The sequence below is a fragment of the Pseudomonas mosselii genome (assembly GCF_005796105.1).
GTDB classification, from domain to species: Bacteria; Pseudomonadota; Gammaproteobacteria; order Pseudomonadales; family Pseudomonadaceae; genus Aquipseudomonas; species Aquipseudomonas mosselii_C.
In genome coordinates, this window is sequence record NZ_VAUO01000006.1 from 148,639 (window position 1) to 174,204 (window position 25,566).

General features: G+C 61.0%; 22 protein-coding genes and 1 pseudogene. 5 read left to right on the plus strand and 18 right to left on the minus strand.

What is annotated here, in order from left to right; genetic code table 11:
- Positions 1–29 precede the first annotated feature (29 nt).
- Positions 30–545, plus strand: coding sequence for a 3-hydroxyacyl-[acyl-carrier-protein] dehydratase FabA (gene fabA, locus FEM01_RS14490; RefSeq protein ID WP_138220177.1), 516 nt, complete (start codon positions 30–32; stop codon positions 543–545).
- Between the two features lie 11 nt (positions 546–556).
- Complete coding sequence (gene fabB / locus FEM01_RS14495; protein ID WP_138220178.1) at positions 557–1,777, plus strand: beta-ketoacyl-ACP synthase I; 1,221 nt, start codon at positions 557–559, stop codon at positions 1,775–1,777.
- A gap of 87 nt (positions 1,778–1,864) precedes the next feature.
- Here fabB and FEM01_RS24800 read toward each other — a convergent pair whose 3' ends face one another.
- The 3 genes and pseudogenes from FEM01_RS24800 to FEM01_RS14505 all read right to left on the minus strand — a co-directional run bounded on the left by FEM01_RS24800 (position 1,865) and on the right by FEM01_RS14505 (position 4,600).
- Complete coding sequence (locus FEM01_RS24800; protein WP_416781687.1) at positions 1,865–2,728, minus strand: methyl-accepting chemotaxis protein; 864 nt, start codon at positions 2,726–2,728, stop codon at positions 1,865–1,867.
- Positions 2,720–3,526: pseudogene (locus tag FEM01_RS24805) on the minus strand (MCP four helix bundle domain-containing protein); the annotation flags it as partial. The pseudogene FEM01_RS24805 and the gene FEM01_RS24800, both read right to left, overlap by 9 nt.
- 57 nt (positions 3,527–3,583) lie before the next feature.
- Positions 3,584–4,600, minus strand: a complete 1,017-nt coding sequence (locus tag FEM01_RS14505; protein ID WP_138220316.1) for an amidohydrolase family protein — start codon at positions 4,598–4,600, stop codon at positions 3,584–3,586.
- 114 nt (positions 4,601–4,714) lie between these two features.
- Between FEM01_RS14505 and FEM01_RS14510 the strand changes: the two genes are divergently transcribed.
- A complete protein-coding gene (locus FEM01_RS14510) occupies positions 4,715–5,578 on the plus strand; it encodes a pirin family protein (protein ID WP_138220180.1) in 864 nt (287 codons plus the stop codon).
- 77 nt (positions 5,579–5,655) lie between these two features.
- On the opposite strand, the gene FEM01_RS14515 is transcribed toward FEM01_RS14510, so the two are convergent.
- From FEM01_RS14515 to FEM01_RS14530, 4 genes are all read right to left on the minus strand, one after another.
- Positions 5,656–6,381 (minus strand): dienelactone hydrolase family protein, encoded by a 726-nt coding sequence (locus FEM01_RS14515; protein ID WP_138220181.1) that lies wholly within the window; start codon positions 6,379–6,381, stop codon positions 5,656–5,658.
- A 62-nt stretch (positions 6,382–6,443) separates the two neighbouring features.
- Positions 6,444–8,348 carry a molecular chaperone HtpG gene (htpG, locus tag FEM01_RS14520; RefSeq protein ID WP_138220182.1) on the minus strand — a complete coding sequence of 635 codons (1,905 nt, stop codon included), beginning with the start codon at positions 8,346–8,348 and terminating at the stop codon, positions 6,444–6,446.
- A 94-nt stretch (positions 8,349–8,442) separates the two neighbouring features.
- Positions 8,443–8,901 carry a PaaI family thioesterase gene (locus FEM01_RS14525; RefSeq protein WP_138220183.1) on the minus strand — a complete coding sequence of 153 codons (459 nt, stop codon included), beginning with the start codon at positions 8,899–8,901 and terminating at the stop codon, positions 8,443–8,445.
- Positions 8,898–9,374: a PaaI family thioesterase gene (locus tag FEM01_RS14530; RefSeq protein ID WP_138220184.1), complete on the minus strand. Its 477-nt coding sequence runs from the start codon at positions 9,372–9,374 to the stop codon at positions 8,898–8,900. Before FEM01_RS14530 ends, FEM01_RS14525 begins: the two co-directional genes overlap by 4 nt.
- A 138-nt stretch (positions 9,375–9,512) precedes the next feature.
- On the opposite strand from FEM01_RS14530, the gene FEM01_RS14535 reads away from it, so the two are divergent.
- A complete protein-coding gene (locus FEM01_RS14535; protein WP_138220185.1) occupies positions 9,513–9,797 on the plus strand; it encodes a hypothetical protein in 285 nt (94 codons plus the stop codon).
- 67 nt (positions 9,798–9,864) lie between these two features.
- Here FEM01_RS14535 and FEM01_RS14540 read toward each other — a convergent pair whose 3' ends face one another.
- The 11 genes from FEM01_RS14540 to sdhC form a co-directional block, all read right to left on the minus strand.
- Positions 9,865–10,614, minus strand: a complete 750-nt coding sequence (locus FEM01_RS14540) for a DUF599 domain-containing protein (protein ID WP_138220186.1) — start codon at positions 10,612–10,614, stop codon at positions 9,865–9,867.
- Positions 10,615–10,828: 214 nt separating this feature from the next.
- Complete coding sequence (gene brnQ, locus FEM01_RS14545; RefSeq protein WP_138220187.1) at positions 10,829–12,142, minus strand: branched-chain amino acid transport system II carrier protein; 1,314 nt, start codon at positions 12,140–12,142, stop codon at positions 10,829–10,831.
- Between the two features lie 378 nt (positions 12,143–12,520).
- A complete protein-coding gene (gene sucD, locus FEM01_RS14550; RefSeq protein WP_016393102.1) occupies positions 12,521–13,405 on the minus strand; it encodes a succinate--CoA ligase subunit alpha in 885 nt (294 codons plus the stop codon).
- Positions 13,405–14,571 carry an ADP-forming succinate--CoA ligase subunit beta gene (gene sucC / locus FEM01_RS14555; RefSeq protein ID WP_011534748.1) on the minus strand — a complete coding sequence of 389 codons (1,167 nt, stop codon included), beginning with the start codon at positions 14,569–14,571 and terminating at the stop codon, positions 13,405–13,407. The genes sucD and sucC overlap by 1 nt, the downstream gene beginning before the upstream one ends.
- Before the next feature lie 172 nt (positions 14,572–14,743).
- Positions 14,744–16,180: a dihydrolipoyl dehydrogenase gene (lpdA, locus tag FEM01_RS14560; RefSeq protein ID WP_012273351.1), complete on the minus strand. Its 1,437-nt coding sequence runs from the start codon at positions 16,178–16,180 to the stop codon at positions 14,744–14,746.
- Between the two features lie 95 nt (positions 16,181–16,275).
- The gene (gene odhB / locus FEM01_RS14565) at positions 16,276–17,496 is read right to left on the minus strand and encodes a 2-oxoglutarate dehydrogenase complex dihydrolipoyllysine-residue succinyltransferase (RefSeq protein WP_138220188.1); all 1,221 of its coding nucleotides are present in this window, start codon (positions 17,494–17,496) and stop codon (positions 16,276–16,278) included.
- A gap of 42 nt (positions 17,497–17,538) precedes the next feature.
- Positions 17,539–20,370, minus strand: a complete 2,832-nt coding sequence (locus tag FEM01_RS14570) for a 2-oxoglutarate dehydrogenase E1 component (RefSeq protein WP_138220189.1) — start codon at positions 20,368–20,370, stop codon at positions 17,539–17,541.
- A 244-nt stretch (positions 20,371–20,614) separates the two neighbouring features.
- Entirely contained in the window at positions 20,615–21,319 is a 705-nt protein-coding gene (locus FEM01_RS14575) for a succinate dehydrogenase iron-sulfur subunit (protein ID WP_138220190.1), read from the minus strand.
- Positions 21,320–21,330: 11 nt separating this feature from the next.
- On the minus strand, positions 21,331–23,103 hold the full coding sequence (gene sdhA / locus FEM01_RS14580; RefSeq protein WP_138220191.1) for a succinate dehydrogenase flavoprotein subunit: 1,773 nt from the start codon (positions 23,101–23,103) through the stop codon (positions 21,331–21,333).
- Between the two features lie 3 nt (positions 23,104–23,106).
- Positions 23,107–23,475 carry a succinate dehydrogenase, hydrophobic membrane anchor protein gene (gene sdhD, locus FEM01_RS14585; RefSeq protein WP_138220192.1) on the minus strand — a complete coding sequence of 123 codons (369 nt, stop codon included), beginning with the start codon at positions 23,473–23,475 and terminating at the stop codon, positions 23,107–23,109.
- Positions 23,469–23,843 (minus strand): succinate dehydrogenase, cytochrome b556 subunit, encoded by a 375-nt coding sequence (gene sdhC, locus FEM01_RS14590; protein ID WP_138220317.1) that lies wholly within the window; start codon positions 23,841–23,843, stop codon positions 23,469–23,471. The genes sdhD and sdhC overlap by 7 nt, the downstream gene beginning before the upstream one ends.
- Before the next feature lie 363 nt (positions 23,844–24,206).
- Here sdhC and gltA point away from each other — a divergent pair, with 363 nt between their 5' ends.
- Positions 24,207–25,496, plus strand: a complete 1,290-nt coding sequence (gene gltA / locus FEM01_RS14595; protein ID WP_138220193.1) for a citrate synthase — start codon at positions 24,207–24,209, stop codon at positions 25,494–25,496.
- Positions 25,497–25,566: the final 70 nt, after the last annotated feature.

The following is a 25,566-nucleotide window of genomic DNA, read 5'->3' on the forward strand; positions in this document are numbered from 1 at the left end:
CTGCCGCAGGGGGTTATTGAGGAGCTCGCATGACCAAACAAAACGCCTTTACCCGGGAAGACCTGCTGCGCTGCAGTCGCGGTGAGCTGTTCGGCCCCGGTAATGCGCAACTACCCGCCCCGAACATGCTAATGGTGGATCGCATCACGCATATCAGCGAAGAAGGCGGCAAGTTCGGCAAGGGTGAATTGGTCGCTGAGCTGGATATCACTCCAGACCTGTGGTTCTTCGCCTGCCACTTCGAAGGCGACCCCGTCATGCCAGGCTGCCTGGGCCTGGATGCGATGTGGCAGCTGGTTGGCTTCTTCCTCGGCTGGCAGGGCCTGCCAGGCCGTGGCCGCGCCCTGGGTTCGGGCGAAGTGAAATTCTTCGGCCAGGTCCTGCCGACCGCCAAGAAAGTCACCTACAACATTCACATCAAGCGCGTCCTGAAGGGCAAGCTGAACATGGCCATCGCCGATGGCTCGGTCAGCGTCGACGGCCGCGAGATCTACACCGCCGAAGGCCTGCGGGTCGGCGTGTTCACCTCCACTGACAATTTCTAAGGGTTATTCGCATGCGCCGCGTCGTGATCACTGGTCTGGGCATCGTTTCGTGCCTGGGCAATGACAAAGCTACTGTCACCGAAAACCTGCGCAACAGCCGTCCGGGCATTCGTTACAACCCGGAATACAAGGAAATGGGGCTGCGTAGCCAGGTTTCCGGCTCCATCGACCTGAACCTCGAAGAGCTGATCGACCGCAAGGTCTATCGCTTCGTGGGTCACGCCGCCGCCTACGCCTACCTGGCGATGCAGGATGCGATCAAGGACTCGGGCCTGACCGAAGAGCAAGTTTCCAACCCGCGCACCGGCCTGGTGGCAGGTTCCGGCGGCGCCTCGACGCTGAACCAGATGGAAGCCCTGGATACCCTGCGCGAAAAAGGCGTCAAGCGGGTTGGCCCGTACCGCGTCACCCGCACCATGGGCAGCACCGTGTCGGCGTGCCTGGCGACCCCATTCAAGATCAAGGGCATCAACTACTCGATCTCCTCGGCCTGTGCCACCTCCGCGCACTGCATTGGTACTGCCCTGGAGCAGATCCAGTGGGGCAAGCAGGACATCGTCTTCGCCGGTGGCGGTGAAGAAGAGCACTGGAGCCAATCGTTCCTGTTCGACGCCATGGGCGCGCTGTCGACCAAGCGCAACGAAACCCCTGAGCTGGCCTCGCGCGCCTACGACGCCGACCGTGACGGCTTCGTCATCGCCGGTGGTGGCGGCATGGTCGTGGTCGAGGAGCTGGAACACGCCCTGGCCCGTGGCGCCAAGATCTACGCCGAAATCGTCGGCTACGGCGCGACCTCCGACGGCTACGACATGGTCGCCCCAAGCGGCGAAGGCGCAATCCGCTGCATGCAGCAGGCGCTGTCCACCGTCGAAGGCCCGATCGATTACCTCAACACCCACGGTACCTCCACCCCAGTCGGCGACGTTGCCGAGATGAAGGGCGTGCGTGAAGTGTTCGGCGCCAACGCCCCGAAAATCAGCTCGACCAAGAGCCTGTCGGGTCACTCGCTGGGCGCCGCAGGTGTGCACGAGGCGATCTACTGCCTGCTGATGATGGAAAACAACTTCATCGCCGGCTCCGCCAACATCGACGAGCTGGACCCGGAAGTGGCCGACCTGCCGATCGTGCGCAAAACCGAAGAGAACGCCAAGCTCGACACCATCATGAGCAACAGCTTCGGCTTCGGCGGCACCAACGCCACCCTGGTGCTCAAGCGCTGGACTGGCAAGTGATCGCTTGACCTGCTGAACCAGAACGCCCCGGCCTAGGTCGGGGCGTTTTTGTTTGCCCCCTTGCGCGACACAAGGCCGTGCATCAGGCTAGACCGAGAACCGCTGCACCAAACCGTTGAGGTCCACTGCCAGTTGCGACAGCGCCTGGCTGGCCGCCGAAGTTTGCTCGGCGCCCGCCGACGACTGCTGCGCCAAATCGCGGATCGTGGTGAGGTTACGATCGACCTCCCGCGCCACCTGCGCCTGCTGCTCCGACGCGCTGGCGATCACCAGGTTACGCTCATTGATCTGACCGATGGCCGTGGCTATCGCCTCCAGCGCAGCCCCTGCGGCGTGAGCACCGTCAAGGGTCGCGCGGGCTCGCGAGTCGCTCAGTTGCATACCTTGCACCGCCCGCTCGGCGCCGCCCTGGATCGCGACGATCATCTGCTCGATCTCACGGGTGGAGGTCTGGGTGCGATGGGCCAATGCCCGCACTTCGTCCGCAACCACCGCGAAACCACGTCCGGCCTCACCGGCACGCGCCGCCTCGATCGCGGCATTGAGCGCCAGCAAGTTGGTCTGCTCGGCGATCGCACCGATCACATCCAGGACCTTGCTGATATCGCGCACCTGCTGCGCCAACTGCCCCACTTCCTCGGCGTTGCCGGCCACACCACTGGCCAGAGCCTGGATCGCTGTCACCGTGTCATGCACCTGTTCACGCCCCTGGCGAGCGATGCGATCAGACTCGCTCGAGGCCTCGGAGGTGGCCGCAGCGTTGCGCGCCACCTCCTCCACCGCTGCGGTCATCTGGTTGACCGCCGTGGCCGCCTGTTCGATCTCCAGGCTCTGCTGCTGCAAGCCACGGGTAGCGTCCTCGGTCACGGCACTGAGCTGCTCGGAGGCCGATGCCAACTGACCGGCCGAGTCGGAGATACGCCCGATGGTCTGGCGCAAGCTTTGCTGCATGCGCTTGAGCGCCGCCAGCAAGCGCGCCGGTTCGTCGCAGCCCTGTACGGTGATCTGCGGCGTGAGATCGCCGGTCGCGACCGTCTCGGCCACCTGCAACGATTGCCCCAACGGCCCCACGATGCTGCGCGTCAGAGCCAGGGCCAGCACCACGGTGAGCGCCAGCGCCACCACCAACAGCCCTATTACCCACACCCGCGCATTGCTGAAGACGCCCTCGGCCAGCAGCGTGGCCAGCCCGGCCTGGTGGTTGTTCAGTTCAATCAGCTGGTTGAGCGTAGCGGTCATCTGGTCGGCGATCTGGTTCATCTCGCCATTGACCACAGCAGCGGCCGCTGGAATCTGCCCTTGGGTGGCCAATTGCGTCACCTGCCCCTGTAGGCCCATATACTGGCGCTCAAGCCCCTGATACTGATCGAACAGACGACGCTCTTCGGGCAGCACGATCAACCCTTCGTACTGCTCGCGCGCCTTGTCCAGGCCGGTTTTGACCTGCTCAATGCGGGCACTGTTCTGCTGCTGCGCGGCGGCATCGGTGTTGACGAGCAAGCGCAGCGTCAGCGCGCGGATGCGCAGCATGTCCTGAGCCATGCTGCCCACCGAGATGACGCTGGGCAACCAGTTGTTATCGACCTGCTCGGCTTGCTGACGCATGCTGGTCATCTGTACCAGTGCCATGCTACCCAGCACCACCACCAGCAAGCCCATCAGGCCGAAGCCCAAGCTTGCCCGAGGGGCGATATTCAAGCGTCTGAGGCTCATTCGGGTTCCCTCCCAAAAGTGATACGTCCATCGCATAAAAAAGGTATCGGGACATTCGAAATTTGCGTAAGACGAAAACGCGATATCAAAAAGCTACTTCACCGCATTTGCGGCCTTGGGCAGCACCGCAAGGAAATTGTCCCGCGCGACCTGCTGCGCAACCTGCGCCGGCAGTGCATCGAGAAACGGCACGAAACCCTGCAACTGCTCAGCGACACTGTCGAAACGGCCGACCACATCCGAACCCAGCATGAACCGCGTTGGAAAGCGCTCGACCAGCACCAGCCAGTCCTTGCGCGGACGGCCTTGTGCGTCCAACAGATAGGGGTGCAGCACGCTCCACGACAGGTCGACGTACAGGTTGGGGTAGTCCTCCAACAACCGCGTGAGCACCGGTAGCAGGAACTCCATGTGCGTCTGGTGCCGGTGGATTTCCGCGCTGCTGCCCGCATGCGCCCAGATGAAACGGGTGTGCGGATGGTTGCGCAGGGGCTCCTCGATCTCCGCCAGATACAACGGATTGCGTTCGCGCTTGGACGTGATGTTGGTGTGCAACAGCACCGGCAGGTCATGCTCGGCGGCCAGGTGATAAACGCGCGCCATCGCCTCATTGTTGGCCCGCGGCGTGTCACCACTGGTCAAGGCCGTCAGGTCGTCATGCCGGGTGAATACCTCGCCAATGCCTTGCCACAGCCCAGGGTAAAGCGCCAGCATCCGTTCGATGTGGCTCACGGCATTCTTGTCCACCGGATTGAAGCCGCTCAGAAAAGGATGAAAGCGCCGGCGCTGCTCAAGTGGCAATGACATCAACGCAGCCGCCACGTAGACGTCAGTGGCGCTGTACCAGTAGGCATCGGCATCGTCGCCAGCGTAGTAGCGCGGGCGCTTGGGCTCATCTTCGTGCCATTTCTTGGCCACCGGAATACCCGAGATCATCGACTGCTCTACCCCAGCCGTATCCATGGCCTTGAGCAACGCCGGCATGCCTTCGGTTTCCTGGAAAAAGTCCACGTAATGCAGATGGGCGTCACTGTATTGATACTCGCGGGCCTGCGCCGCCGGATATAAGCAACTCCACAGCAGCAGGCCGGTCAGCGTCCGGGCGATCATCGCCAGCTCCTCGATCAGGTAGAGCAAGCATAGACCCGCCTCGCTTGGCCACGGTTCAGCCTCGTCGCGCGAAGCGTTATGCTGGGGCACTCAACGCCCGCCTGGAGCCCATCCATGAACACCCCGCTGGTCATCCGCCCGCGCGCCGAATCGGTGGAGGGTCAGCCGATCCTGCGCCCGCTGCCATCGGCCCAATGCCGAAGCGTCGGTCCATTCGTGTTCTTCGACCACCTGCTGGAAACCGACTATTCGGCCGGCCAAGGCATGGATATCCGCCAGCACCCGCATATCGGCCTGTCGACCCTTACCTACCTGTTCGAAGGCCAGATTCAGCACAAGGACAGCCTTGGCTCAGACCAACGTGTAGGGCCCGGCGAAGTCAGCTGGATGACCGCAGGGGCGGGGGTCGCGCATATCGAGCGCACCCCGCTTGAAGCACTCGACCAGGGCTCGCGGCTGCATGGATTGCAAGTCTGGCTGGCCTGCCCCAAAAGCGCCGAACAAGGCCCTGCCAGCTACAGTCACCATCCGGCGTCCAGCTTGCCGGTCAGTGACAGCCTGGGGGTGCGCATCTGCCTGATCGCCGGCAGCGGATTCTGCCTGACCTCACCCGTGCCGGTGCTCTCCCCTACCCTCTATGCCCATGTGCAGATGCAGGCCGCAACCACACTGGCGGTGCCCACCGAGCATGCCCAACGGGCACTGTACCTGCTCGATGGCGAGTTGCTGCTCAATGGCGAGCCGGTCGAGCCGTGCAGCCTGGTGGTGCTGCCAGAGGCCGAAGAGGTGGTGTTGTTTGCCGAGCATGCCTGCCAGCTGGTACTGATTGGCGGTGCCCCGCTGGATGGGCCGAGGCGGATGAATTGGAATTTCGTTGCCAGTGATCCGGCGCTGATAGAACGGGCGCGGGAACGATGGGCCGCAGGCGACTGGCCGCAGGTCCCCGGGGAACACTCCAGGATTGAACTGCCACGCTGAGGCCGATGCAGGGGCAGCCCACGCGATAGGGGCTGCCCTGGCGGGGCTCGCTGAGCCCGCGCCTCATGCCTGCGCGGTCAGCCTCGGAACGCGTCCTTAAGGAGGTTGTGCATCGCGCGGAAGGCACGCTCGGAAGTACGCCGGTCGTACTGCATCTTGCCCGGTACGTTGGCGTTCGGATCGGTGAACGAATGCACGGCGCCGCCGTAGCTGAGCAACTGCCAATCCACCTTGGCGGCGTTCATCTCGTTTTCGAAAGCTGGCAGTTGCTCCTTGGGCACCAACGGATCCGAAGCACCATGCAGCACCAGCACCGAACCCTTGATCCGCTTGGCGTCTTCGGGGTTTGGCGTATCCAAGGTGCCATGGAACGACACCGTCGCCCGCAGGTCAGCCCCGCTGCGGGCCAGCTCCAGCGCACAGCAGCCACCGAAACAGAAACCGAAGGCGGCCACCTTGCCAGGCTCCAGCAATGCTTTGGACTGGCCCAGCAGTTGCGACAGCGCTTCCTGCATGCGCTTGCGTAGCTCGGTACGATCGTTTTTCAACGGCATCATCGCCGCCCCCGCCTCGTCAGCATTGGATGGGCGCAGCGACTGGCCATACAGGTCAGCGATCAACACCACATAACCCTGCTCGGCCACTTCCTTGGCGATGCGCTCGGCGCCTTCACTGATACCCATCCAGTTCGGAGCCATCACCAGGCCAGGTCGACCCAACGCCCCAGGCTCGTACACCAGCCGGCTTTCGTAGGTCTTGCCGGACAGGTGGTAGACCAGCGATTCGACGATTACCTTGCTCATCAAGCACTCCTTAGGCTCACCATGAAAAAAGCCCGCCGAAGCGGGCTTTGCATTGCATCAACTCAAGCAGACAGTTCGACCAGCAGCTTGTTCAGGCGACGAACGTAGGCCGCCGGATCTTTCAAGCTGTCACCCGCCGCCAGAGCAGCCTGGTCGAACAGGATGTGCGACAGTTCACCGAAGCGGTCCTCACTCTGTTCGTTGTCCAGCTTCTCGATCAGCGGGTGGGTCGGGTTGAATTCGAAGATCGGCTTGGAGTCCGGCACTTTCTGCCCACTGGCCTCGAGGATCTGGCGCATCTGCAAGCCCAGGTCCTGCTCACCAATAGCCAGGATTGCCGGAGAGTCAGTCAGGCGATGCGAAACGCGCACTTCGGCAACGCTATCACCCAGCGCGGCCTTCAGGCGCTCGACCAGACCCTCCTTGTCCTTGGCCACTTCTTCCTGGGCTTTCTTGTCTTCCTCGGAATCCAGCTTGCCCAGGTCCAGGTCGCCACGGGCGACGTCGACGAAAGCCTTGCCATCGAACTCGTTGAGGTAGCTCATCAGCCACTCGTCGATACGGTCGGTCAGCAGCAACACTTCGATACCCTTCTTGCGGAAGACTTCGAGGTGCGGGCTGTTCTTGACCTGGGCGTAGGATTCGCCAGTGAGGTAATAGATCTTGTCCTGGCCTTCCTTGGCGCGCGCCAGGTAGTCAGCCAGCGCAACGCTCTGCTCGCCGCTGTCGTCCTGGGTCGAGGCGAAGCGCAGCAGACCGGCGATCTTCTCTTTGTTGGCGAAGTCCTCGGCCGGACCTTCCTTGAGGACCTGGCCAAAGTTCTTCCAGAAGCTCTTGTACTGCTCAGGTTCGTTCTTGGCCAGTTTCTCCAGCATGTCCAGCACGCGCTTGGTCAGCGCAGTCTTCATCGAATCGATGATCGGATCTTTCTGCAGGATCTCGCGCGAGACGTTCAGCGACAGATCGTTGGAGTCCACCACACCTTTGATGAAGCGCAGGTACAGCGGCAGGAACGACTCGGCCTGGTCCATGATGAACACGCGCTGCACGTACAGTTTCAGGCCGCGCGGTGCTTCACGCTGGTACAGGTCGAACGGTGCACGAGCCGGCACGTACAGCAACGAGTTGTACTCGAGCTTACCTTCGACCTTGTTATGGCTCCAGGCCAGCGGGTTCTCAAAATCGTGGCCGATGTGCTTGTAGAACTCCTGGTACTCCTCGTCCTTGACCTCGGTACGCGAGCGGGTCCACAGGGCGCTGGCGCGGTTGACAGTTTCCCATTCCTGCGCAGGCTGCTCCTCGCCTTCGGCGGCGGCCTGCTCCTTGGGCAATTCGATTGGCAGGGCGATATGGTCGGAGTACTTCTTGACGATGTTACGCAGGCGCCAGCCATCGGCGAATTCGTCTTCACCCGCCTTCAGGTGCAGGACGATACGGGTACCGCGCTGTGGCTTGTCGACGGTGGCGACTTCGAATTCGCCTTCGCCCTTGGATGACCAGTGCACACCTTCGGCGGCCGGCAAACCGGCACGACGGCTGTATACGTCGACCTTGTCGGCGACGATGAACGCCGAGTAGAAGCCCACCCCGAACTGACCGATCAGGTGCGAGTCCTTCTTCTGGTCGCCGGTGAGGTTCTTCATGAAGTCGGCGGTGCCGGACTTGGCGATGGTGCCCAGATGCGCAATGACGTCTTCCCGGCTCATGCCGATACCGTTGTCTTCCAACGTTACGGTATTGGCGGCCTTGTCGAAGCTGACACGGATCTTCAGGTCGGCATCGCCTTCGAGCAACTCGGGCTTGGCCAGGGCCTCGAAACGCAGCTTATCGGCAGCGTCGGAGGCGTTGGAGATCAGCTCACGCAGGAAGATCTCCTTGTTGGAATACAGGGAATGAATCATGAGGTGCAGCAGTTGCTTGACCTCGGTCTGGAAGCCCAGGGTTTCTTTTTGAGTCTCCACACTCATCGTCTTCAAACTCCGATCTGTTGGTTGGCGGCGCCTGGCGACCCAATGGGCCGACTTATTGCGGCGGATGACCAGCAGATGGGGGCATGCCAGGCTATTTCAAGGGCATTTGCGGTTCTATCTTGAAATGCGCCCGTGCGGTGGCGATGGGCACGTCCCGATCACCCTGCCAGGCAGTGATGGCCACGTTGGTCACCCGACGGCCCTGGCGCCACAGTTGACACTGGGCGTAAGTGTCGCGGTCATGAGCGGCGCGCAGGTAGTCGATGGAGAAGTCGATGATCTTGGGAATGCTCACGCTGTCGCTGTAGATCAGCAGATAGAGCGCGGCAGATAGCTCCATGAAGCCGGCGATGACCCCGCCATGAATGGCCGGCAGCAAGGGGTTGCCGATGTTCTGCGGGTTAGCCGGCAGGCAGAACAACAGATCATCGCCGTGGCGCTGGCACTCGATGCCGATCAGTTGCGCATAGGGGATCAGCGTCAAGAGCGGCGCATAGTCACCGCGGGCATGGGCTTCGTTCAACTGCTGGCGCACGTCGAGGGGGATCATGGGCGTGGCGCCTTGAGGCTGTTGCCGAAGTTCAGGCCACCCTTGATCTGCTGCCCCAGGCGCATGAACGTGCCCACGACTTGGCAAATCGGTTGCCCCGGATCGTCCTGGTAAGCCGAGCCGCGCGTGAAGATCACGTCGCGGGTGACCCTGTAGCACTGGGCATGCCCGTAGATGGGCAGATCAGCCCGCGTCGGGTGCATGTAGTCGATGCGCAGATCCAGGGTCGGGCACACCTCGAAACGCGGCAAGGCGCACAGCGTCGCCATGCCACAGGTGGTATCCAGCAAGGTGGTCAACGCACCGCCGTGCACTGCGCCAGTCTGCGGGTTACCGACGATGGCTGGCGACCAGGGCAACACCAGGGTCATGCCATCGGCATCGGCATGCACCACGCGCATCTGCAGTAGCTGGCAATGTTTCAGGGCAGAGAGAAAACGCTCGGCCATGGCCATCAATGACGTCTCGGACATTATCCCTCGCTGCATAAAATCGCAAAAAAGTCTATATAGGGCAGAGTCTTATATATCTGAAAAGTTTGTGGAACTTATCCCGCACCGGCGAACTCGAAGGTTACAAGTCAAGTTATTCCACCCAGGAGATACACCCCCATGCGTAAACCTTTTGCTTTTGCTCTGATGCTGGCCGCTACCATGGGCCTGGCCGCTTGCGACAAAGCGAGCGAAGACAAGGCCCAAGACGCACAGCAACACGCTGAGCAAGCCCAGGAAAAAATGGGCGAAGCTCAGGATAAGATGAACGAAGCCGCCAAGGAAAACGCCGAAGCCGCCAAAGATCAGGCCGAAGCGCAGCAGAAAGCCGCTGAAGAAGCCGCCCCTGCTACTCCGGCGCCCGAAACAGCTCCGGCTACGCCGAGCGAACCTGCCAAACAGTAATTTTCAGGCACAAAAAAACCCGACATTGTCGGGTTTTTTTGTGCCTGCAATTCAATACTGAAACGCTTCAGTTAGCAGCGACCGAAGTTTCCTTGCCGACCTCGCCCGTGGCCTGTGGCGTGGGTGTGAATACCATCACTTCCAATACATGGGAATGGAACTCACGGCGATACAGGATAAAGACCACCGCTACACTGGTGACCATGAACAACCAGGGGCTGATAAACCAAGTCAACATGGCCATGCCAAAGTAATACGAACGCAATCCCAGGTTGAACTGGTTAGCCGCCAGCGACAGCACCCGTGCGGCACGCGAAGCGAAGCCATTGCGTTCCTGCTCGTTGACCTGACGCTCGCCGATCATCGGCGCAGAGCCCACCAGCACAGCCGCGAAGTTGTACTGGCGCATGCACCAACTGAAGGTAAAGAAGGCATAGACAAAGACCATCGCCAGGCACAGCAGCTTGATCTCCGACATGCCCTGGGAAGCTTGCTGTACCAGCGGCAAATCAGCCAGCAACGACAGCGCACGGTCAGAAGCACCGAGCACGGTCAGAATGCCGGCCAGGATAATCAAGGTACTGGAAGCGAAGAACGAGGCGTTGCGCTCTAGATTACCGATCACGCTGGCATCGGCGATACGGTTGTCGCGCAGCAGCATGCGGCGCATCCAGTCTTCACGGTACAGGTGCAGCACACTGGCCAGGCAGGCGGTGTCACGCCCCTTCCAGATGGCATAGCGGGTATAGCCGCCCCAGCAGATGGCAAACCAGCACACGGCGAGGATGTTGGCGAAGTTGTTTTGGATGAAGCTCATTCAAGTAACTCGCAAAAGAGAGACAGACCGGCTTTCGACGCCTGGACTCCATAAAAGACACGTAGGCTGATGCATTTGCTTTCCTGCACCGGCCTCCTCGCGGGCACAGCTATAAAAAAACCCCGCTCCTTCACGTAGAAGCGGGGTTCCGGTTTTCACCGTCGGCAGGGGCCATTTGGCTTGTGGCCAGCGCCTGCCCTCAGGCTTCAACGTCTCAGGCCAGCGCCTCGCGCGGCTTGCCGAGCATGCGATCGCAAGCCACGGCAACGGCCAGGGCGATTACCGAAGGCACCAACCAGGCCAGCCCCTGCTCGCTCAGCGGCAGGTGTGCAGCAGCGTCCGGCAGCAGATGGGCAAAGCTGGTGCCCTTGATCGCATCGACCAGACCGAACAGCAGTGACACCAGCATCACCGGGGCCAGGATACGCGTCGGGGAGTGCCACAGCTCTTTGACGAAGCTCAGTGCCACCACCACGATGCACGGCGGGTAAATCGCCGTGAGCACCGGGATCGAGAAGGCGATCAACTTGGTCAGGCCCAGGTTCGACACCAGCAGCGAGAAGCCCGCCAGCAGCACCACCAGCACGCGGTACGACAGCGGCAGGATCTGGCTGAAGTATTCGGCGCAAGCGCAGGTCAGGCCAACCGCAGTGACCAGGCATGCCAGGGCGATCAGCACGGCGAGGAAGCCACTGCCGAGCGAGCCGAAGGTGTGCTGCACATAGGCATGCAGAACAGCGGCACCGTTAGTGGCGTCGGCGGCAATATCATGACTGCCCGCCCCCAGGCGGAACAGGCTGACATACACCAAGGCCAGCCCGACCCCGGCGATGAGGCCGGCAATGATGGCGTAGCGGGTGATCAGCTTCGGCGACTCCACACCGCGAGAACGGATGGCATTGACGATGACGATACCGAATACCAGCGCACCCAGAGTGTCCATGGTCAGGTAGCCGTTGATGAAGCCCTGCGAGAACGGCGCGGCCACGTACTGCGGCTGCGCCTGGCCAATGGTTCCGGCCGGCAGCGCGAACGCCGCGATACCGAGTACCGCCAGGGCAATGATCTTGAGCGGCGCGAGGAAGCGGCCGACGGTGTCGAGCAGCTTGCCCGGATACATCGAGACAGCCAGCACCACGGCGAAGTACACCAGGCTGTAGATGAACAACGCGGTCGGGCTCTCACCGGTCAACGGCGCCACGCCCACCTCGAACGAGACGGTCGCGGTACGCGGAGTGGCGAACAACGGGCCGACCGACAGGTAGCACACAGCCGCCAACAGGCCGCCGAAGAACTTGCCGATAGGGCTGCTCAACGCGTCCATGCCGCCACCGACCTTGGCCAGCGCCACAACGGTGATGACCGGAAGGCCAACCGCGGTAACCAGAAAGCCCAGGGCTGCCATCCACACGTGCGGACCGGATTGCAAGCCGACGATCGGTGGGAAGATGATGTTGCCGGCGCCGACAAAAAGCGCAAACGTCATGAAGCCAAGCGCCAGGATGTCCTGGCCTTTCAACACTTTCATTTAGGGTAGTACCACACTGCTGAAATCGGGATTCGAGAAGAGATTTCCCCATGAATGAGGGAAATGTTGCCCGGCTTGATGAGCCAGACCCGTTTAGCGTGTCGTTCCCTTTTGGGGTACGGGCACAAATGTGAGGGCGTAGATTAACCGTTTTACCGAACAAACGCACTGCAAGGGTGCAGTTTGTCCGATGTACGTATGTATTTGTCGTCTCGATGACGCTGTCGGGCGACCATTTATTGCGCAAATTCTGATTTGCCTGGTTGAAATCCCTGGTCATTCGGATCGACATTTCCGAACGCCGACAAATCGTCGCAGCCACAACGACAAAGGCCACCCGAAGGTGGCCTCTGTGCGCGTGGGGGTACTGCGTGTTACTTACTTCTTGGCTTCCCAGCCAGTCAGCTCGGCCAGGGCCTTGCCGATGTCTGCCAGGGAACGCACGGTTTTCACACCTGCGTCTTGCAGCGCAGCGAACTTCTCGTCCGCAGTGCCCTTGCCGCCGGAGATGATGGCGCCAGCGTGGCCCATACGCTTGCCCGCAGGAGCGGTCACACCAGCGATGTAGGAAACCACTGGCTTGGTCACGTTGGCCTTGATGTAGGCCGCAGCTTCTTCTTCAGCCGAACCGCCGATCTCACCGATCATGACGATCGCTTCGGTCTTCGGATCTTCCTGGAACAGCTTCAGGATATCGATGAAGTTGGAGCCTGGGATCGGGTCACCGCCGATGCCGACGCAGGTCGACTGGCCGAAGCCGGCGTCGGTGGTCTGCTTGACAGCTTCGTAGGTCAGGGTGCCGGAACGCGAAACGATGCCGACCTTGCCTGGCAGGTGAATGTGACCTGGCATGATGCCGATCTTGCACTCGCCCGGAGTGATCACGCCTGGGCAGTTAGGGCCGATCAGGGTCACGCCCAGCTCGTCGCACTTGACCTTGGCGTCCAGCATGTCGAGGGTAGGAATACCTTCGGTGATGCAGACGATCAGCTTGATGCCACCGAAGGCAGCTTCCAGGATGGAGTCCTTGCAGAAAGGCGCCGGAACGTAGATCACCGAAGCGTCAGCGCCGGTAGCTTCTACAGCTTCTTTCACGGTGTTGAACACCGGCAGGCCCAGGTGGGTGGTGCCACCCTTGCCTGGGGTCACGCCGCCGACCATCTTGGTGCCGTAGGCGATGGCTTGTTCGGAGTGGAAAGTACCCTGCGAGCCGGTGAAGCCTTGGCAGATGACTTTGGTGTCTTTATTGATCAGGACGCTCATTACTTGCCCTCCGCAGCTTTGACAACTTGTTGAGCAGCGTCGGTCAGGCTGGTTGCCGCAATGATGTTCAAACCGCTTTCTGCCAGTACTTTAGCGCCCAGTTCGGCGTTGTTGCCTTCGAGGCGAACGACGACCGGAACCTTGACGCCGACTTCTTTCACTGCACCGATGATGCCTTCGGCAATCATGTCGCAGCGAACGATGCCGCCGAAGATGTTGACCAGAACGGCCGCGACATTGCTGTCGGACAGAATGATCTTGAACGCTTCGGTAACGCGCTCTTTGGTAGCACCGCCGCCAACGTCGAGGAAGTTGGCCGGCTTGCCGCCGTGCAGGTTGACGATGTCCATGGTACCCATGGCCAGACCGGCACCGTTGACCATGCAGCCGATGTTGCCTTCGAGGGCAACGTAGTTCAGTTCGAACTTGGCAGCGTGGGCTTCACGAGCGTCGTCTTGCGACGGGTCGTGGAAGGTCTTCAGCTTAGGCTGACGGTACATGGCGTTGGCGTCGATGTTGATCTTGGCATCGAGACAGTGCAGGTCGCCGTCGGCCTTGATCACCAGCGGGTTCACTTCCAGCAGGGCCAGATCGTGATCCTTGAACAGCTTGGCCAGACCCACGAAGATCTTGGCGAACTGTTGAACCTGCTTGCCTTCCAGACCCAGCTGGAACGCCAGCTCGCGGCCCTGGAACGGCTGAGCACCGACCAGCGGATCGATGGTGGCCTTGAGGATCTTCTCAGGAGTTTCGTGAGCGACTTTCTCGATGTCCACGCCACCTTCGGTGGAAGCCATGAACACGATGCGACGGCTCGAACGATCGACTACAGCGCCCAGATACAGCTCTTTGGCGATGTCAGTGCAGGACTCGACCAGGATCTTGGAGACTGGCTGACCATTGGCATCGGTCTGGTAGGTGACCAGGTTCTTGCCCAGCCACTGAGCAGCGAACGCCTTGGCGTCTTCCTTGCTGCGAACCAGCTTGACGCCGCCCGCTTTACCGCGACCACCAGCGTGGACCTGGGCCTTAACAACCCACTCGGAACCGCCGATCTTGTCGCAGGCTTCTGCAGCTTGCTCAGGGGTATCGACTGCGAAACCCTTGGAAACTGGCAGGCCGTACTCAGCGAACAGCTGCTTACCCTGATACTCGTGAAGATTCATGCTTTTTACCGTCTTCGTTAGGTACTGCGCTTCGGCGCTGCGCCATCACTGGCGCCGCACCACCTGTGACCGTTGACCCCGGGTTATCCCATGTGATCCGGTCCGGCGGACGTTCCGCGGTGAGTCTTGCACGCAAGACCCACGACGGGCAGCCCGCCGTGGTTTCTTATAATTAACGCTTCTTACGGTTGGCGACGTGAATGGCACCGCCATTCACTGCCAGCGCTGCTTCATGCAGCGCTTCGGACAGGGTCGGATGGCTGAAGACCATCATGCCCAGGTCCTCGGCACTGGTGCCGAATTCCATTGCGATTGCGCCCTGCTGTACCAGTTCGGCAGCCGACGGGCCGATCACGTGTACGCCCAGTACGCGGTCGGTCTTCGCGTCGGCGATGACCTTGACGAAGCCGCCGGTGTCGTTGGCAGCCATCGCACGGCCGCTGGCCGCGAACGGGAAGGTGCCCACGTTAACCTCAACGCCTTCGGCTTTCAACGCCTGTTCGGTCTTGCCGACCCATGCGATTTCCGGGTGGGTGTAGATGACCGATGGGATCAGGTCGTAGTTCATCTGGGCTTTGTGACCCTTGATGCGCTCGACGACCATGATGCCCTCTTCCGAGGCCTTGTGCGCCAGCATCATGCCACGTACCACGTCACCGATGGCGAACACGCCCGGAACGCTGGTAGCGCAGTGATCGTCGACGAAGATGTAGCCGCGCTCATCGATGGTCACACCGCTGTCGGCAGCCAGCAGGTCGGTGGTCACCGGACGACGGCCGACCGCGACGATCAGCTTGTCGAAGGTGATCTTCTGCTCGCCTTCGGCGTTGGTGTAGGTGACTTCGACTTCGTTGCCATTGACTTTCGAGCCGGTGACGCGAGCGCCCAGCTTGATGTCCAGGCCTTGCTTGGTCAGGGTCTTCTGGGCTTCTTTCGAGACGGCGGTGTCGGCAGCCATCAGGAAGGTGTCCAGGGCTTCGAGCACGGTGACTTCAGCACCCAGGCGAGCCCATACCGAGCCCAGCTCCAGGCCGATCACGCCGGCACCGATCACGCCCAGGCGCTTCGGTACGGTCTGGAATTCCAGGGCGCCGGTGGAGTCGACGATGACATTCTGGTCGACCGGGGCCGGCGGAATGTCGATCGGACGCGAGCCGGAAGCCAGGATCACGTTTTCAGCTTCGATGACTTCGGTGGTGCCGTCAGCCTTGGTGACTTCGACTTTCTTGCCAGCCAGCAGCTTGCCGTGGCCCTGGATCGAAGTGACGCCGTTGGCCTTGAACAGGGTGGCAACGCCACCGGTCAGGTTCTTGACGATGCCAGCCTTGCGGCCAACCATCGCGGCCACGTCCATCTTCACCTCACCGGTGGAGATGCCGTGTACGTTGAAGCTCTCTTTGGCTTCCTTGTACTTCCAGGAGCTGTCCAGCAGCGCCTTGGAGGGAATGCAGCCTACGTTCAGGCAGGTGCCGCCCAGGGCCAGTTTACCCTCAGCGTCGGTGTACTTCTCGATACAGGCAGTCTTCAGACCGAGTTGGGCGGCCTTGATGGCAGCCACATAGCCGCCAGGACCTGCACCAATCACCACTACGTCGAATTTCTGGGTCATAAAAGATTCCTTGTTAACGTCAAGCGGCAAGCTGCAAGCCGCAAGTCAGAGCGCTTCTACTAGAAGCTCGCCGCTCGCAGCTTACAGCTGCTCGATTAGATGTCCAGCAGCAGGCGAGACGGATCTTCCAGCAGGTTCTTGATGGTCACCAGGAAGGTTACCGCTTCCTTGCCGTCGATCAGGCGGTGATCGTACGACAGCGCCAGATACATCATCGGGCGAATCACCACTTGGCCATTCACGGCCATCGGGCGCTGGATGATGTTGTGCATGCCGAGAATAGCGGCCTGCGGCGGGTTGACGATCGGGGTCGACATCATCGAACCGAAGGTGCCACCGTTGGTGATGGTGAAAGTACCACCGGTCATTTCTTCGATCGACAGCTTACCGTCACGCGCCTTCTTGCCGAAGGTGGCGATGCCGTTCTCGATCTCGGCCAGCGACATCGATTCGGCGTTACGCAGCACTGGAACCACCAGGCCACGGTCGCTGGAAACAGCGACGCCGACGTCAGCATAGCCGTGGTAGACGATGTCGTTGCCGTCGATCGAGGCGTTGACAGCCGGGAAGCGCTTCAGGGCTTCGGTGGCGGCCTTGACGAAGAACGACATGAAGCCCAGACGTACGCCGTTGTGGGTCTTCTCGAACAGGTCCTTGTACTTCGAACGCAGGGCCATGACTTCAGTCATGTCGACTTCGTTGAAGGTGGTCAGCATGGCCATGCTCGACTGGGCTTCGACCAGACGCTCGGCGATCTTGGCACGCAGACGGGTCATCGGCACACGCTTCTCGGTGCGATCGCCAGCAGCGACGACCACCGCAGCAGCAGCGGCAGCAGGCTTGGCAGCCGGAGCCGCGGCAGGCGCCGACTTCTTATTGGCGACAGCAGCGACGACGTCTTCCTTGGTGATACGACCGCCTTTGCCAGTACCGGCAACGGTGGCCAGGTCGAGGCCGTTCTCTTCAGCCAGCTTGCGCGCAGCTGGAGCGGCGACCGGGTCGTCTTCGCCAGCGTCGGCAGCAGCGGCGGCGGCTGGTGCAGCGGCGGGTGCGGCAGCAGCCGGGGCGGCAGCAGCGCCGCCTTCAACGATCGAGCCCAGGACTTCGTCGGACAGGACGGTGTCGCCCTCGCCCTTGACGATGGCACCCAGCACGCCATCAGCGGTTGCCAGGACTTCCAGGACGACTTTGTCGGTTTCGATGTCGACAATCAGTTCGTCACGCTTGACGGCGTCACCTGGCTGCTTGTGCCAGGTGGCAACGGTGCCGTCGGCGACCGATTCCGGGAAGGTTGGGGCTTTGATCTCGATAGCCATTATCAGTGTTTCCTTAAATTCGGTTTCAGGTGCGCGAAGGCATTAGACAGTGAACGCGTCTTGCAGCAGTTTTTCCTGCTGCTCGGCGTGCTTCGATGCGTAACCACAGGCTGGCGCGGCAGAAGCGTCGCGACCGGCGTATTCCAGGACCAGCGCTTTGTTGTGGCGGCCCAGGATACGGCGCATGTGGTGCTGGCTGCTGTACCAGGCACCCTGGTTCATCGGCTCTTCCTGACACCACACTGCATGCTTGAGGTTGGTGTAAGGCGCCAGGATGTCGACCAGGTCGTCCTCTGGGAACGGATACAGCTGCTCGATACGCACGATGGCGATGTCTTCGCGGCCTTCGGCACGGCGTTTTTCCAGCAGGTCGTAGTACACCTTGCCACCGCACAGCACCAGGCGCTCGACCTTGGCCGGATCCAGGCTGTCGATTTCCGGGATGACGGTCTGGAACGAGCCTTCTGCCAGGTCTTCCAGGGTCGAGATGGCCAGCTTGTGGCGCAGCAGCGACTTGGGCGTCAGCACGATCAGCGGCTTGCGCAGCGGACGGATGACCTGACGACGCAGCAGGTGGTAGATCTGGGCTGGCGTGGTCGGTACGCAGACCTGGATGTTGTGCTCGGCGCACAGCTGCAGGTAACGCTCCAGACGCGCGGAGGAGTGCTCCGGGCCCTGCCCTTCATAGCCGTGCGGCAGCAGCATGGTCAGACCGCACAGACGGCCCCACTTGTGCTCGCCACTGGTGATGAACTGGTCGATCACCACTTGCGCACCGTTGGCGAAGTCGCCGAACTGGGCTTCCCAGATCACCAGCGCGTTCGGCGTGGTGGTCGAGTAACCGTATTCGAACGCCAGGACGGCTTCTTCGGACAGGAACGAGTCATACAGCTCGAAACGTGGCTGGCCTGGGAACAGGTTCTTCAGCGGTACGTAGGTGCTGGCGTCCTTCTGGTTGTGCAGCACCGCGTGGCGGTGCGAGAAGGTGCCACGGCCAATGTCCTGGCCGGTCATGCGGATCGGGTGACCTTCGAACTGCAGGGTGGCGTACGCCATGGTCTCTGCATAACCCCAGTTGATCGGCAAGCCACCGGCCTGCATCTTCTGACGGTCTTCGTAGATCTTCGCGACCTGACGCTGGACGACGAAACCTTCTGGCAGTTCCAGCAGCTTGGCCGACAGTTCCTGCAGGGTCTTGAGGTCGAAGCGGGTGTCGTGACGCGCGGTCCAGGCATGGCCCAGGTACGGACGCCAGTCGACGAACAGTTCGCGGTTCGGCTCCTTGACCAGGCTCTTGACCACGTGCAGACCGTTATCCAGCGCGTTGCGGTATTCGTCGATCTTGGCCTGAGCACGCTCAGCATCGATGCGACCGGCCTGGATCAGGGCCTCGGCGTACAGCTCACGGGTGGTGCGCTGCTTGCTGATCTGCTGGTACATCAGCGGCTGGGTGCCGTTCGGCTCGTCGGCCTCGTTGTGGCCGCGGCGACGGTAGCAGACCAGGTCGATGACCACGTCACGCTTGAACTGCATGCGATAGTCGATGGCCAGCTGAGTGACGAACAGCACGGCTTCCGGGTCATCGCCGTTCACGTGCAGGATCGGTGCCTGGATCATCTTGGCAACGTCGGTAGCGTACTCGGTGGAGCGCGCATCCAATGGGTTGCTGATGGTGAAGCCGACCTGGTTGTTGATCACGATATGCACAGTGCCGCCGGTCTTGAAACCGCGGGTCTGCGACATCTGGAAGGTTTCCATGACCACGCCCTGGCCGGCGAACGCTGCGTCGCCGTGGATCGAGATCGGCAGAACCTTGTCGCCAACGGTGTCGTTGCGGCGATCCTGACGGGCGCGAACCGAGCCTTCCACGACTGGCGAGACGATTTCCAGGTGGGAGGGGTTGAATGCCATGGCCAGGTGCACTTCGCCACCGGGCGTCATCACGTTGGACGAGAAGCCCTGGTGATATTTCACGTCACCGGAACCCAGCTCGTTCATCTTCTTGCCTTCGAACTCGTCGAACAACTCGCGCGGGTTCTTGCCGAAGGTGTTGACGAGCACGTTCAGGCGGCCACGGTGGGCCATGCCGATGACGACTTCCTTAGTGCCGTAGGAGCCGGAACGCTGGATCATTTCGTCCAGCATCGGAATCAGGCTTTCGCCGCCTTCCAGACCGAAGCGCTTGGTACCTGGGTACTTGGTGCCCAAGTACTTCTCCAGGCCCTCACCGGCGGTGACACGCTCAAGCAGGTGCGACTGCACGTCGGCGGAGAACTCAGGGCGGCCACGTACGCTTTCCAGGCGCTGCTGGAACCAGCTGCGCTGCTCGGAATCGACGATGTGGGTGAACTCGGCGCCAATGGTGCGACAATATGTCTTCTCGAGCGCCTCGAAAATTTCGCGTAGGCTCGCCTCCTCTTTGCCGATGAACAGGTCGCCGGCACGGAAGGTCGTATCAAGATCGGCATTGGTCAAGCCGTAGTGATTGATCGACAGGTCTACAGGCGCAGGGCGCTGCCACAACCCCAACGGGTCAAGCTTGGCAGCCTGATGGCCGCGCATACGATAGGCCTGGATCAGTCGCAGAACTTCAACCTGCTTCTTCTCGTGTTCTGTGCTCACGCTCCCGGCGGAAACCGGTTGGGCGCGGCGCTGGTTCTTTGCCAGCAGTACGAAATGATCGCGGATCGTCGAGTGCGATACGTCGGTAGCGGTGCTGCCGTCGGCGGGCAACTTCTGGAAGTAAGTGCGCCACTCTTCTGGCACAGCGTTAGGGTCGTGCAGGTAGAGCTCGTAGAGCTCTTCCACATATGCAGCGTTACCACCTGAAAGGTGGGCGCTTTCCCACATGCGCTGCATCACGCTTTCTTGCATGCTTGGTCACCCTCGGTTAGGGGACTGATCGGCGAGAGCCAAAGAAAACCTGGGAAAGTCCGAATACAGCGACTGAACCACGCCACCTGGATCCTGCTGATTTTCCGGGTACCAGCCCGGAAAGCCCCTGCTGGTCTCATATCTTCATAGGTATGGGCGCGGGCTTTGTGGGCCCTGCCCGAGTTTTACCTCAGTGCGGGCTCACCACCCGCACCTCGGCTTGCTGCAGTTACAACGCTTTGAATCAGGTGCCGCTTTGCAGCAGCATGTTACGTACGTGGCCAATCGCCTTGGTCGGGTTCAGACCCTTCGGACAAACGTTCACGCAGTTCATGATCCCGCGGCAGCGGAATACGCTGAACGGATCATCCAGGGACGCCAGGCGCTCCTGGGTCTTGGTGTCACGGCTGTCAGCCAGGAAGCGGTAGGCTTGCAACAGCGCGGCTGGGCCCAGGAACTTGTCCGGGTTCCACCAGAACGATGGGCAGGAGGTCGAGCAGCAGGCGCACAGGATGCACTCGTACAGACCGTCCAGCTTGTCGCGATCTTCCGGCGATTGCAGGCGCTCGATAGCAGGCGCCGGGGTGTCGTTCTGCAGGAACGGCTTCACCTTCTCGTACTGCTTGTAGAAGATGCTCATGTCGACGACCAAGTCACGAATGACCGGCAGACCTGGCAGCGGACGCAGAACCAGCTTGCCGTTCTTCACCACACCCGACAGCGGGGTGATGCAGGCCAGGCCGTTCTTGCCGTTCATGTTCATGCCATCGGAACCGCAGACACCTTCACGGCAGGAGCGACGGTACGAGAAACCCTCGTCCTTTTCCTTGATCAGTGCCAGGACGTCCAGCACCATCAGGTCCTTGCCACCGGTATCGATGTCGAACGACTCCATCTTGGGCGCCGAATCGGTATCCGGGTTGTAACGATAAACTTCGACTTTCAACATAGCAGCCACCCTTAGTAAGTCCGGACTTTTGGTTCGAAGGCAGGAACTGTCTTCGGCGCAAAGTTGACGCCACGCTTGGCAACGCGCTTCTCACCCGGGTAGTACAGGGTGTGGCACAGCCAGTTCTCGTCGTCACGGTCTTCGAAGTCTTCACGGGCGTGAGCGCCGCGCGACTCTTTACGGGCTTCGGCCGCGATGGCGGTCGCTTCGGCAACTTCCAGCAGGTTCTGCAGCTCCAGCGCTTCGATACGCGCGGTGTTGAAGGCCTGGGACTTGTCGTTGATCTTCACGTTGGCAATGCGGTCACGCAGGCCAGCGAGCTGCTCGATACCCTTCTGCATGTATTCGCCAGTACGGAATACACCGAAGTAGTTCTGCATGCAGCTTTGCAGTTCGCGCTTGAGGGTAGCAACGTCTTCGCCGGTGGTGCGCTCGTTGAGCTTGTTCAGGCGGTTCAGCGCGACGTCGACATCGGTGTCGCTGGCATCGCGGTACTCGACGCCTTCGCTCAGCGCTTTTTCCAGGTGCAGACCAGCCGCACGACCGAAGACCACCAGGTCGAGCAGCGAGTTGCCGCCCAAGCGGTTGGCGCCGTGGACCGATACGCAAGCCACTTCGCCCACGGCGAACAGGCCCGGGATGATGTGGTCGTTGCCTTCGGCGTCCATGGTGATGGCCTGGCCATGAATGTTGGTGGCAACGCCACCCATCATGTAGTGGCAGGTCGGGATGACCGGCACCGGCGCGACCACAGGGTCGACGTGGGCGAAGGTCTTGGACAGCTCGCAGATGCCTGGCAGGCGGCTGTGCAGCACTTCCTCACCCAGGTGGTCCAGCTTCAGCAGCACGTGGTCCTTGTTCGGGCCCACGCCATTGCCGGCGATGATCTCTTTGACCATGGAACGGGCAACCACGTCGCGGCCAGCCAGGTCCTTGGCGTTCGGCGCATAACGCTCCATGAAGCGCTCGCCGTGGGCGTTGATCAGGTAGCCACCCTCACCGCGGCAACCCTCGGTGACCAGTACACCGGCGCCGGCGATGCCGGTCGGGTGGAACTGCCACATTTCGATGTCCTGCACCGGCACGCCGGCACGCAGGGCCATGCCGACACCGTCACCGGTGTTGATCAGGGCGTTGGTGGTGGAGGCGTAGATACGACCGGCACCACCGGTAGCCAGAACAGTGGCCTTGGACTTGATGTACAGGGTTTCGCCAGTTTCGATGCAGATCGCGATCACACCGACGAACGCGCCGTCCTGGTTCTTCACCAGGTCAACGGCGTAGTACTCGTTGAGGAAGGTGGTGCCAGCCTTCAGGTTACCCTGGTAAAGGGTGTGCAGCAGCGCGTGACCGGTACGGTCGGACGCAGCGCAGGTACGGGCAGCCTGGCCACCTTTACCGAAGTCTTTGGACTGACCGCCGAACGGACGCTGGTAGATACGACCGGTTTCGGTACGCGAGAACGGCAGACCCATGTGATCCAGCTCGAAGACCGCAGCCGGGCCTTCCTGACACATGTATTCGATAGCGTCCTGGTCACCGATGTAGTCGGAACCCTTGACGGTATCGTACATGTGCCAGCGCCAGTCGTCGTTCGGGTCAGCCGAAGCGATGGCGCAGGTGATGCCACCCTGGGCCGATACGGTGTGCGAACGGGTCGGGAAGACCTTGGTGACTACGGCAGTCTTGTGGCCGCCTTGAGCCAGTTGCAGGGCAGCACGCATGCCGGCGCCGCCGCCACCGATGATGATGGCGTCGAAGGAAATGGTTGGAATGCTAGCCATGGATCAGATACCCCAGAGAATCTGTACACCCCAGACGAAGTACGCAAACATCGCGACACCGCATACCGCCTGGAACAGGAAACGAATCGCCGTCGCCGACTTGCCGATCGCCATAGGCGTCAGGTAGTCAGTGGTGACGGTCCACATGCCGACCCAGGCGTGAGCACCCAGGGCAACGAAGGCAAGCAGACTGAAGACACGCATCGCATTGTTGGAGAACAGGGCATGCCACTGGGCGTAATCGATGCCAGGGTGCAGCGCAAGGTAGCCGATCAGGAAGATAAAATAAGCCGCGAGCACGACAGCCGAAACGCGCTGCGCCATCCAGTCATAAAGACCCGAACGGGAAAAGTTTGTGACGTTAGTTACCATATCCAGACTCCTGCCAAGACGAACGCCACCAGGGAAAGGGCGACGATGATTTTCGAGCCCAGTCGGCCGCCTTCAAGCGTTTCACCGACACCCATATCCATGATCAGGTGACGGACACCGGCGATCATGTGGTACAGCAAGGCAGACAGGAGGCCCCATGCTACGAACTTGGCCAGCGGGCTGGTCAGGTAATCCTTCACGTCGGCGAAGCCTTCCTCGGAGCCCAGCGACTTGCTCAGCGCAAACAGCATGATGCCCAGGCCAAGGAAGACGATGATGCCGGAGACGCGGTGAAGAAATGACGTAACAGCGGTAATTGGGACTTTGATGGTCCTTAGGTCTAGGTTTACAGGTCGTTGGCTTTTCACGGCTTTTTTCACACTGAAGAGCCCTAGCGAACAGGGCAAGGTTGTTGGTTAGTGTACTGGTCAGGTACCCACCACCCAGGAGAGCGACGACACCCAGCGGATCAGGCAAGAAAGCCTCTGGGAGTCGGCTGCCGAGTATAGACAGTTAGGCTGCTTATGACAACGCGACGGACTCGCCCGAATAGCGCATTGCCTTTAGTGCACAAAAGGCGTAAACGGGCGAGAATTTCTTGGAAAATCAGGCCTGAGTGGGCGTTTCAACCAGCCTTTAGGCAAATTGACATTCGAATTTATCCCTCTATAGTGGTGCGGGCCCTGCGTGGGGGGTCTGTCTGATGATTTCAAGCATTAATAGGAGGCCACATGGCTGACAAAAAAGCGCAGTTGGTCATCGAGGGCAATGCCCCCGTCGAGCTGCCCATTTTAACCGGCACCGTTGGTCCCGATGTTATCGACGTCCGCGGGTTGGGGGCATCCGGTCACTTCACCTTCGACCCCGGCTTCATGGCGACCGCCTCGTGCGAGTCGAAGATCACCTACATCGACGGCGACAAGGGCGTGCTGCTGCACCGCGGCTACCCAATCGAACAACTCGCCGAGCAATCGGACTACCTCGAAACCTGCTACCTGCTGCTCAACGGCGAACTGCCGAACGCCGAGCAGAAGGCCCAGTTCGTCAGCACCGTGAAGAACCACACCATGGTTCACGAACAGCTGAAGTCCTTCTTCAACGGTTTCCGCCGCGACGCTCACCCGATGGCGGTGATGTGCGGTGTGGTCGGTGCCCTGTCGGCGTTCTACCACGACTCGCTGGACATCAATAACCCGCAGCACCGCGAAATCTCCGCGGTCCGCCTGGTCGCGAAAATGCCGACCCTGGCAGCGATGGTCTACAAGTACTCCATGGGCCAACCCATGATGTACCCGCGCAACGACCTGTCGTACGCGGAGAACTTCCTGCACATGATGTTCAACACCCCGTGCGAGATCAAACCGATCAGCCCTACTCTGGCCAAGGCCATGGACCGGATTTTCATCCTCCATGCCGACCACGAGCAGAACGCCTCGACCTCCACCGTGCGCCTGGCGGGCTCCTCGGGCGCCAACCCGTTCGCCTGTATCGCAGCGGGTATCGCCGCACTCTGGGGCCCGGCTCACGGCGGCGCGAACGAAGCCGTGCTGACCATGCTCGATGAAATTGGCGACGTGTCGAACATCGACAAGTACATCGCCAAGGCCAAGGACAAGAACGATCCGTTCAAGCTCATGGGCTTCGGTCACCGCGTGTACAAGAACCGCGACCCGCGCGCCACCGTGATGAAGCAGACCTGCGACGAAGTCCTGGGCGAGCTGGGCATCAAGAACGATCCGCAGCTGGAACTGGCCATGCGCCTGGAAGAGATCGCCCTGACCGACCCGTACTTCATCGAGCGCTCGCTTTACCCGAACGTCGACTTCTACTCGGGCATCATCCTGAAGGCGATCGGCATTCCAACCAGCATGTTCACCGTGATCTTCGCCCTGGCACGTACCGTGGGCTGGATCTCGCACTGGAAAGAAATGCTCTCCGGCCCGTACAAGATCGGCCGTCCGCGCCAGCTGTACACCGGCGAACCGCAGCGCGACATCGTCGAGCTGAAAGACCGCAAGTAAGCCTTCGGGCCGAACGCAAAAAGGCTGCCCTCGGGCAGCCTTTTCGTTTATGGGCCTGACTACGACCGCG

Coding starts and splice junctions, on each gene's coding strand:
- lpdA (WP_012273351.1), bottom strand. CDS start 16,180: ATGACCCAGAAATTCGACGTAGTGGTGATTGGTGCAGGTCCTGGCGGC.
- odhB (WP_138220188.1), bottom strand. CDS start 17,496: ATGGCTATCGAGATCAAAGCCCCAACCTTCCCGGAATCGGTCGCCGAC.
- FEM01_RS14530 (WP_138220184.1), bottom strand. CDS start 9,374: ATGTCCGAGACGTCATTGATGGCCATGGCCGAGCGTTTTCTCTCTGCC.
- FEM01_RS14510 (WP_138220180.1), top strand. CDS start 4,715: ATGAACACCCCGCTGGTCATCCGCCCGCGCGCCGAATCGGTGGAGGGT.
- FEM01_RS14570 (WP_138220189.1), bottom strand. CDS start 20,370: ATGCAAGAAAGCGTGATGCAGCGCATGTGGGAAAGCGCCCACCTTTCA.
- FEM01_RS14540 (WP_138220186.1), bottom strand. CDS start 10,614: ATGAGCTTCATCCAAAACAACTTCGCCAACATCCTCGCCGTGTGCTGG.
- sucD (WP_016393102.1), bottom strand. CDS start 13,405: ATGAGCGTCCTGATCAATAAAGACACCAAAGTCATCTGCCAAGGCTTC.
- sdhD (WP_138220192.1), bottom strand. CDS start 23,475: ATGGTAACTAACGTCACAAACTTTTCCCGTTCGGGTCTTTATGACTGG.
- sdhA (WP_138220191.1), bottom strand. CDS start 23,103: ATGGCTAGCATTCCAACCATTTCCTTCGACGCCATCATCATCGGTGGC.
- FEM01_RS14515 (WP_138220181.1), bottom strand. CDS start 6,381: ATGAGCAAGGTAATCGTCGAATCGCTGGTCTACCACCTGTCCGGCAAG.
- FEM01_RS14535 (WP_138220185.1), top strand. CDS start 9,513: ATGCGTAAACCTTTTGCTTTTGCTCTGATGCTGGCCGCTACCATGGGC.
- sucC (WP_011534748.1), bottom strand. CDS start 14,571: ATGAATCTTCACGAGTATCAGGGTAAGCAGCTGTTCGCTGAGTACGGC.
- fabB (WP_138220178.1), top strand. CDS start 557: ATGCGCCGCGTCGTGATCACTGGTCTGGGCATCGTTTCGTGCCTGGGC.
- fabA (WP_138220177.1), top strand. CDS start 30: ATGACCAAACAAAACGCCTTTACCCGGGAAGACCTGCTGCGCTGCAGT.
- brnQ (WP_138220187.1), bottom strand. CDS start 12,142: ATGAAAGTGTTGAAAGGCCAGGACATCCTGGCGCTTGGCTTCATGACG.
- FEM01_RS14575 (WP_138220190.1), bottom strand. CDS start 21,319: ATGTTGAAAGTCGAAGTTTATCGTTACAACCCGGATACCGATTCGGCG.
- FEM01_RS14505 (WP_138220316.1), bottom strand. CDS start 4,600: ATGATCGCCCGGACGCTGACCGGCCTGCTGCTGTGGAGTTGCTTATAT.
- FEM01_RS24800 (WP_416781687.1), bottom strand. CDS start 2,728: ATGCAGCAAAGCTTGCGCCAGACCATCGGGCGTATCTCCGACTCGGCC.
- FEM01_RS14525 (WP_138220183.1), bottom strand. CDS start 8,901: ATGATCCCCCTCGACGTGCGCCAGCAGTTGAACGAAGCCCATGCCCGC.
- gltA (WP_138220193.1), top strand. CDS start 24,207: ATGGCTGACAAAAAAGCGCAGTTGGTCATCGAGGGCAATGCCCCCGTC.
- htpG (WP_138220182.1), bottom strand. CDS start 8,348: ATGAGTGTGGAGACTCAAAAAGAAACCCTGGGCTTCCAGACCGAGGTC.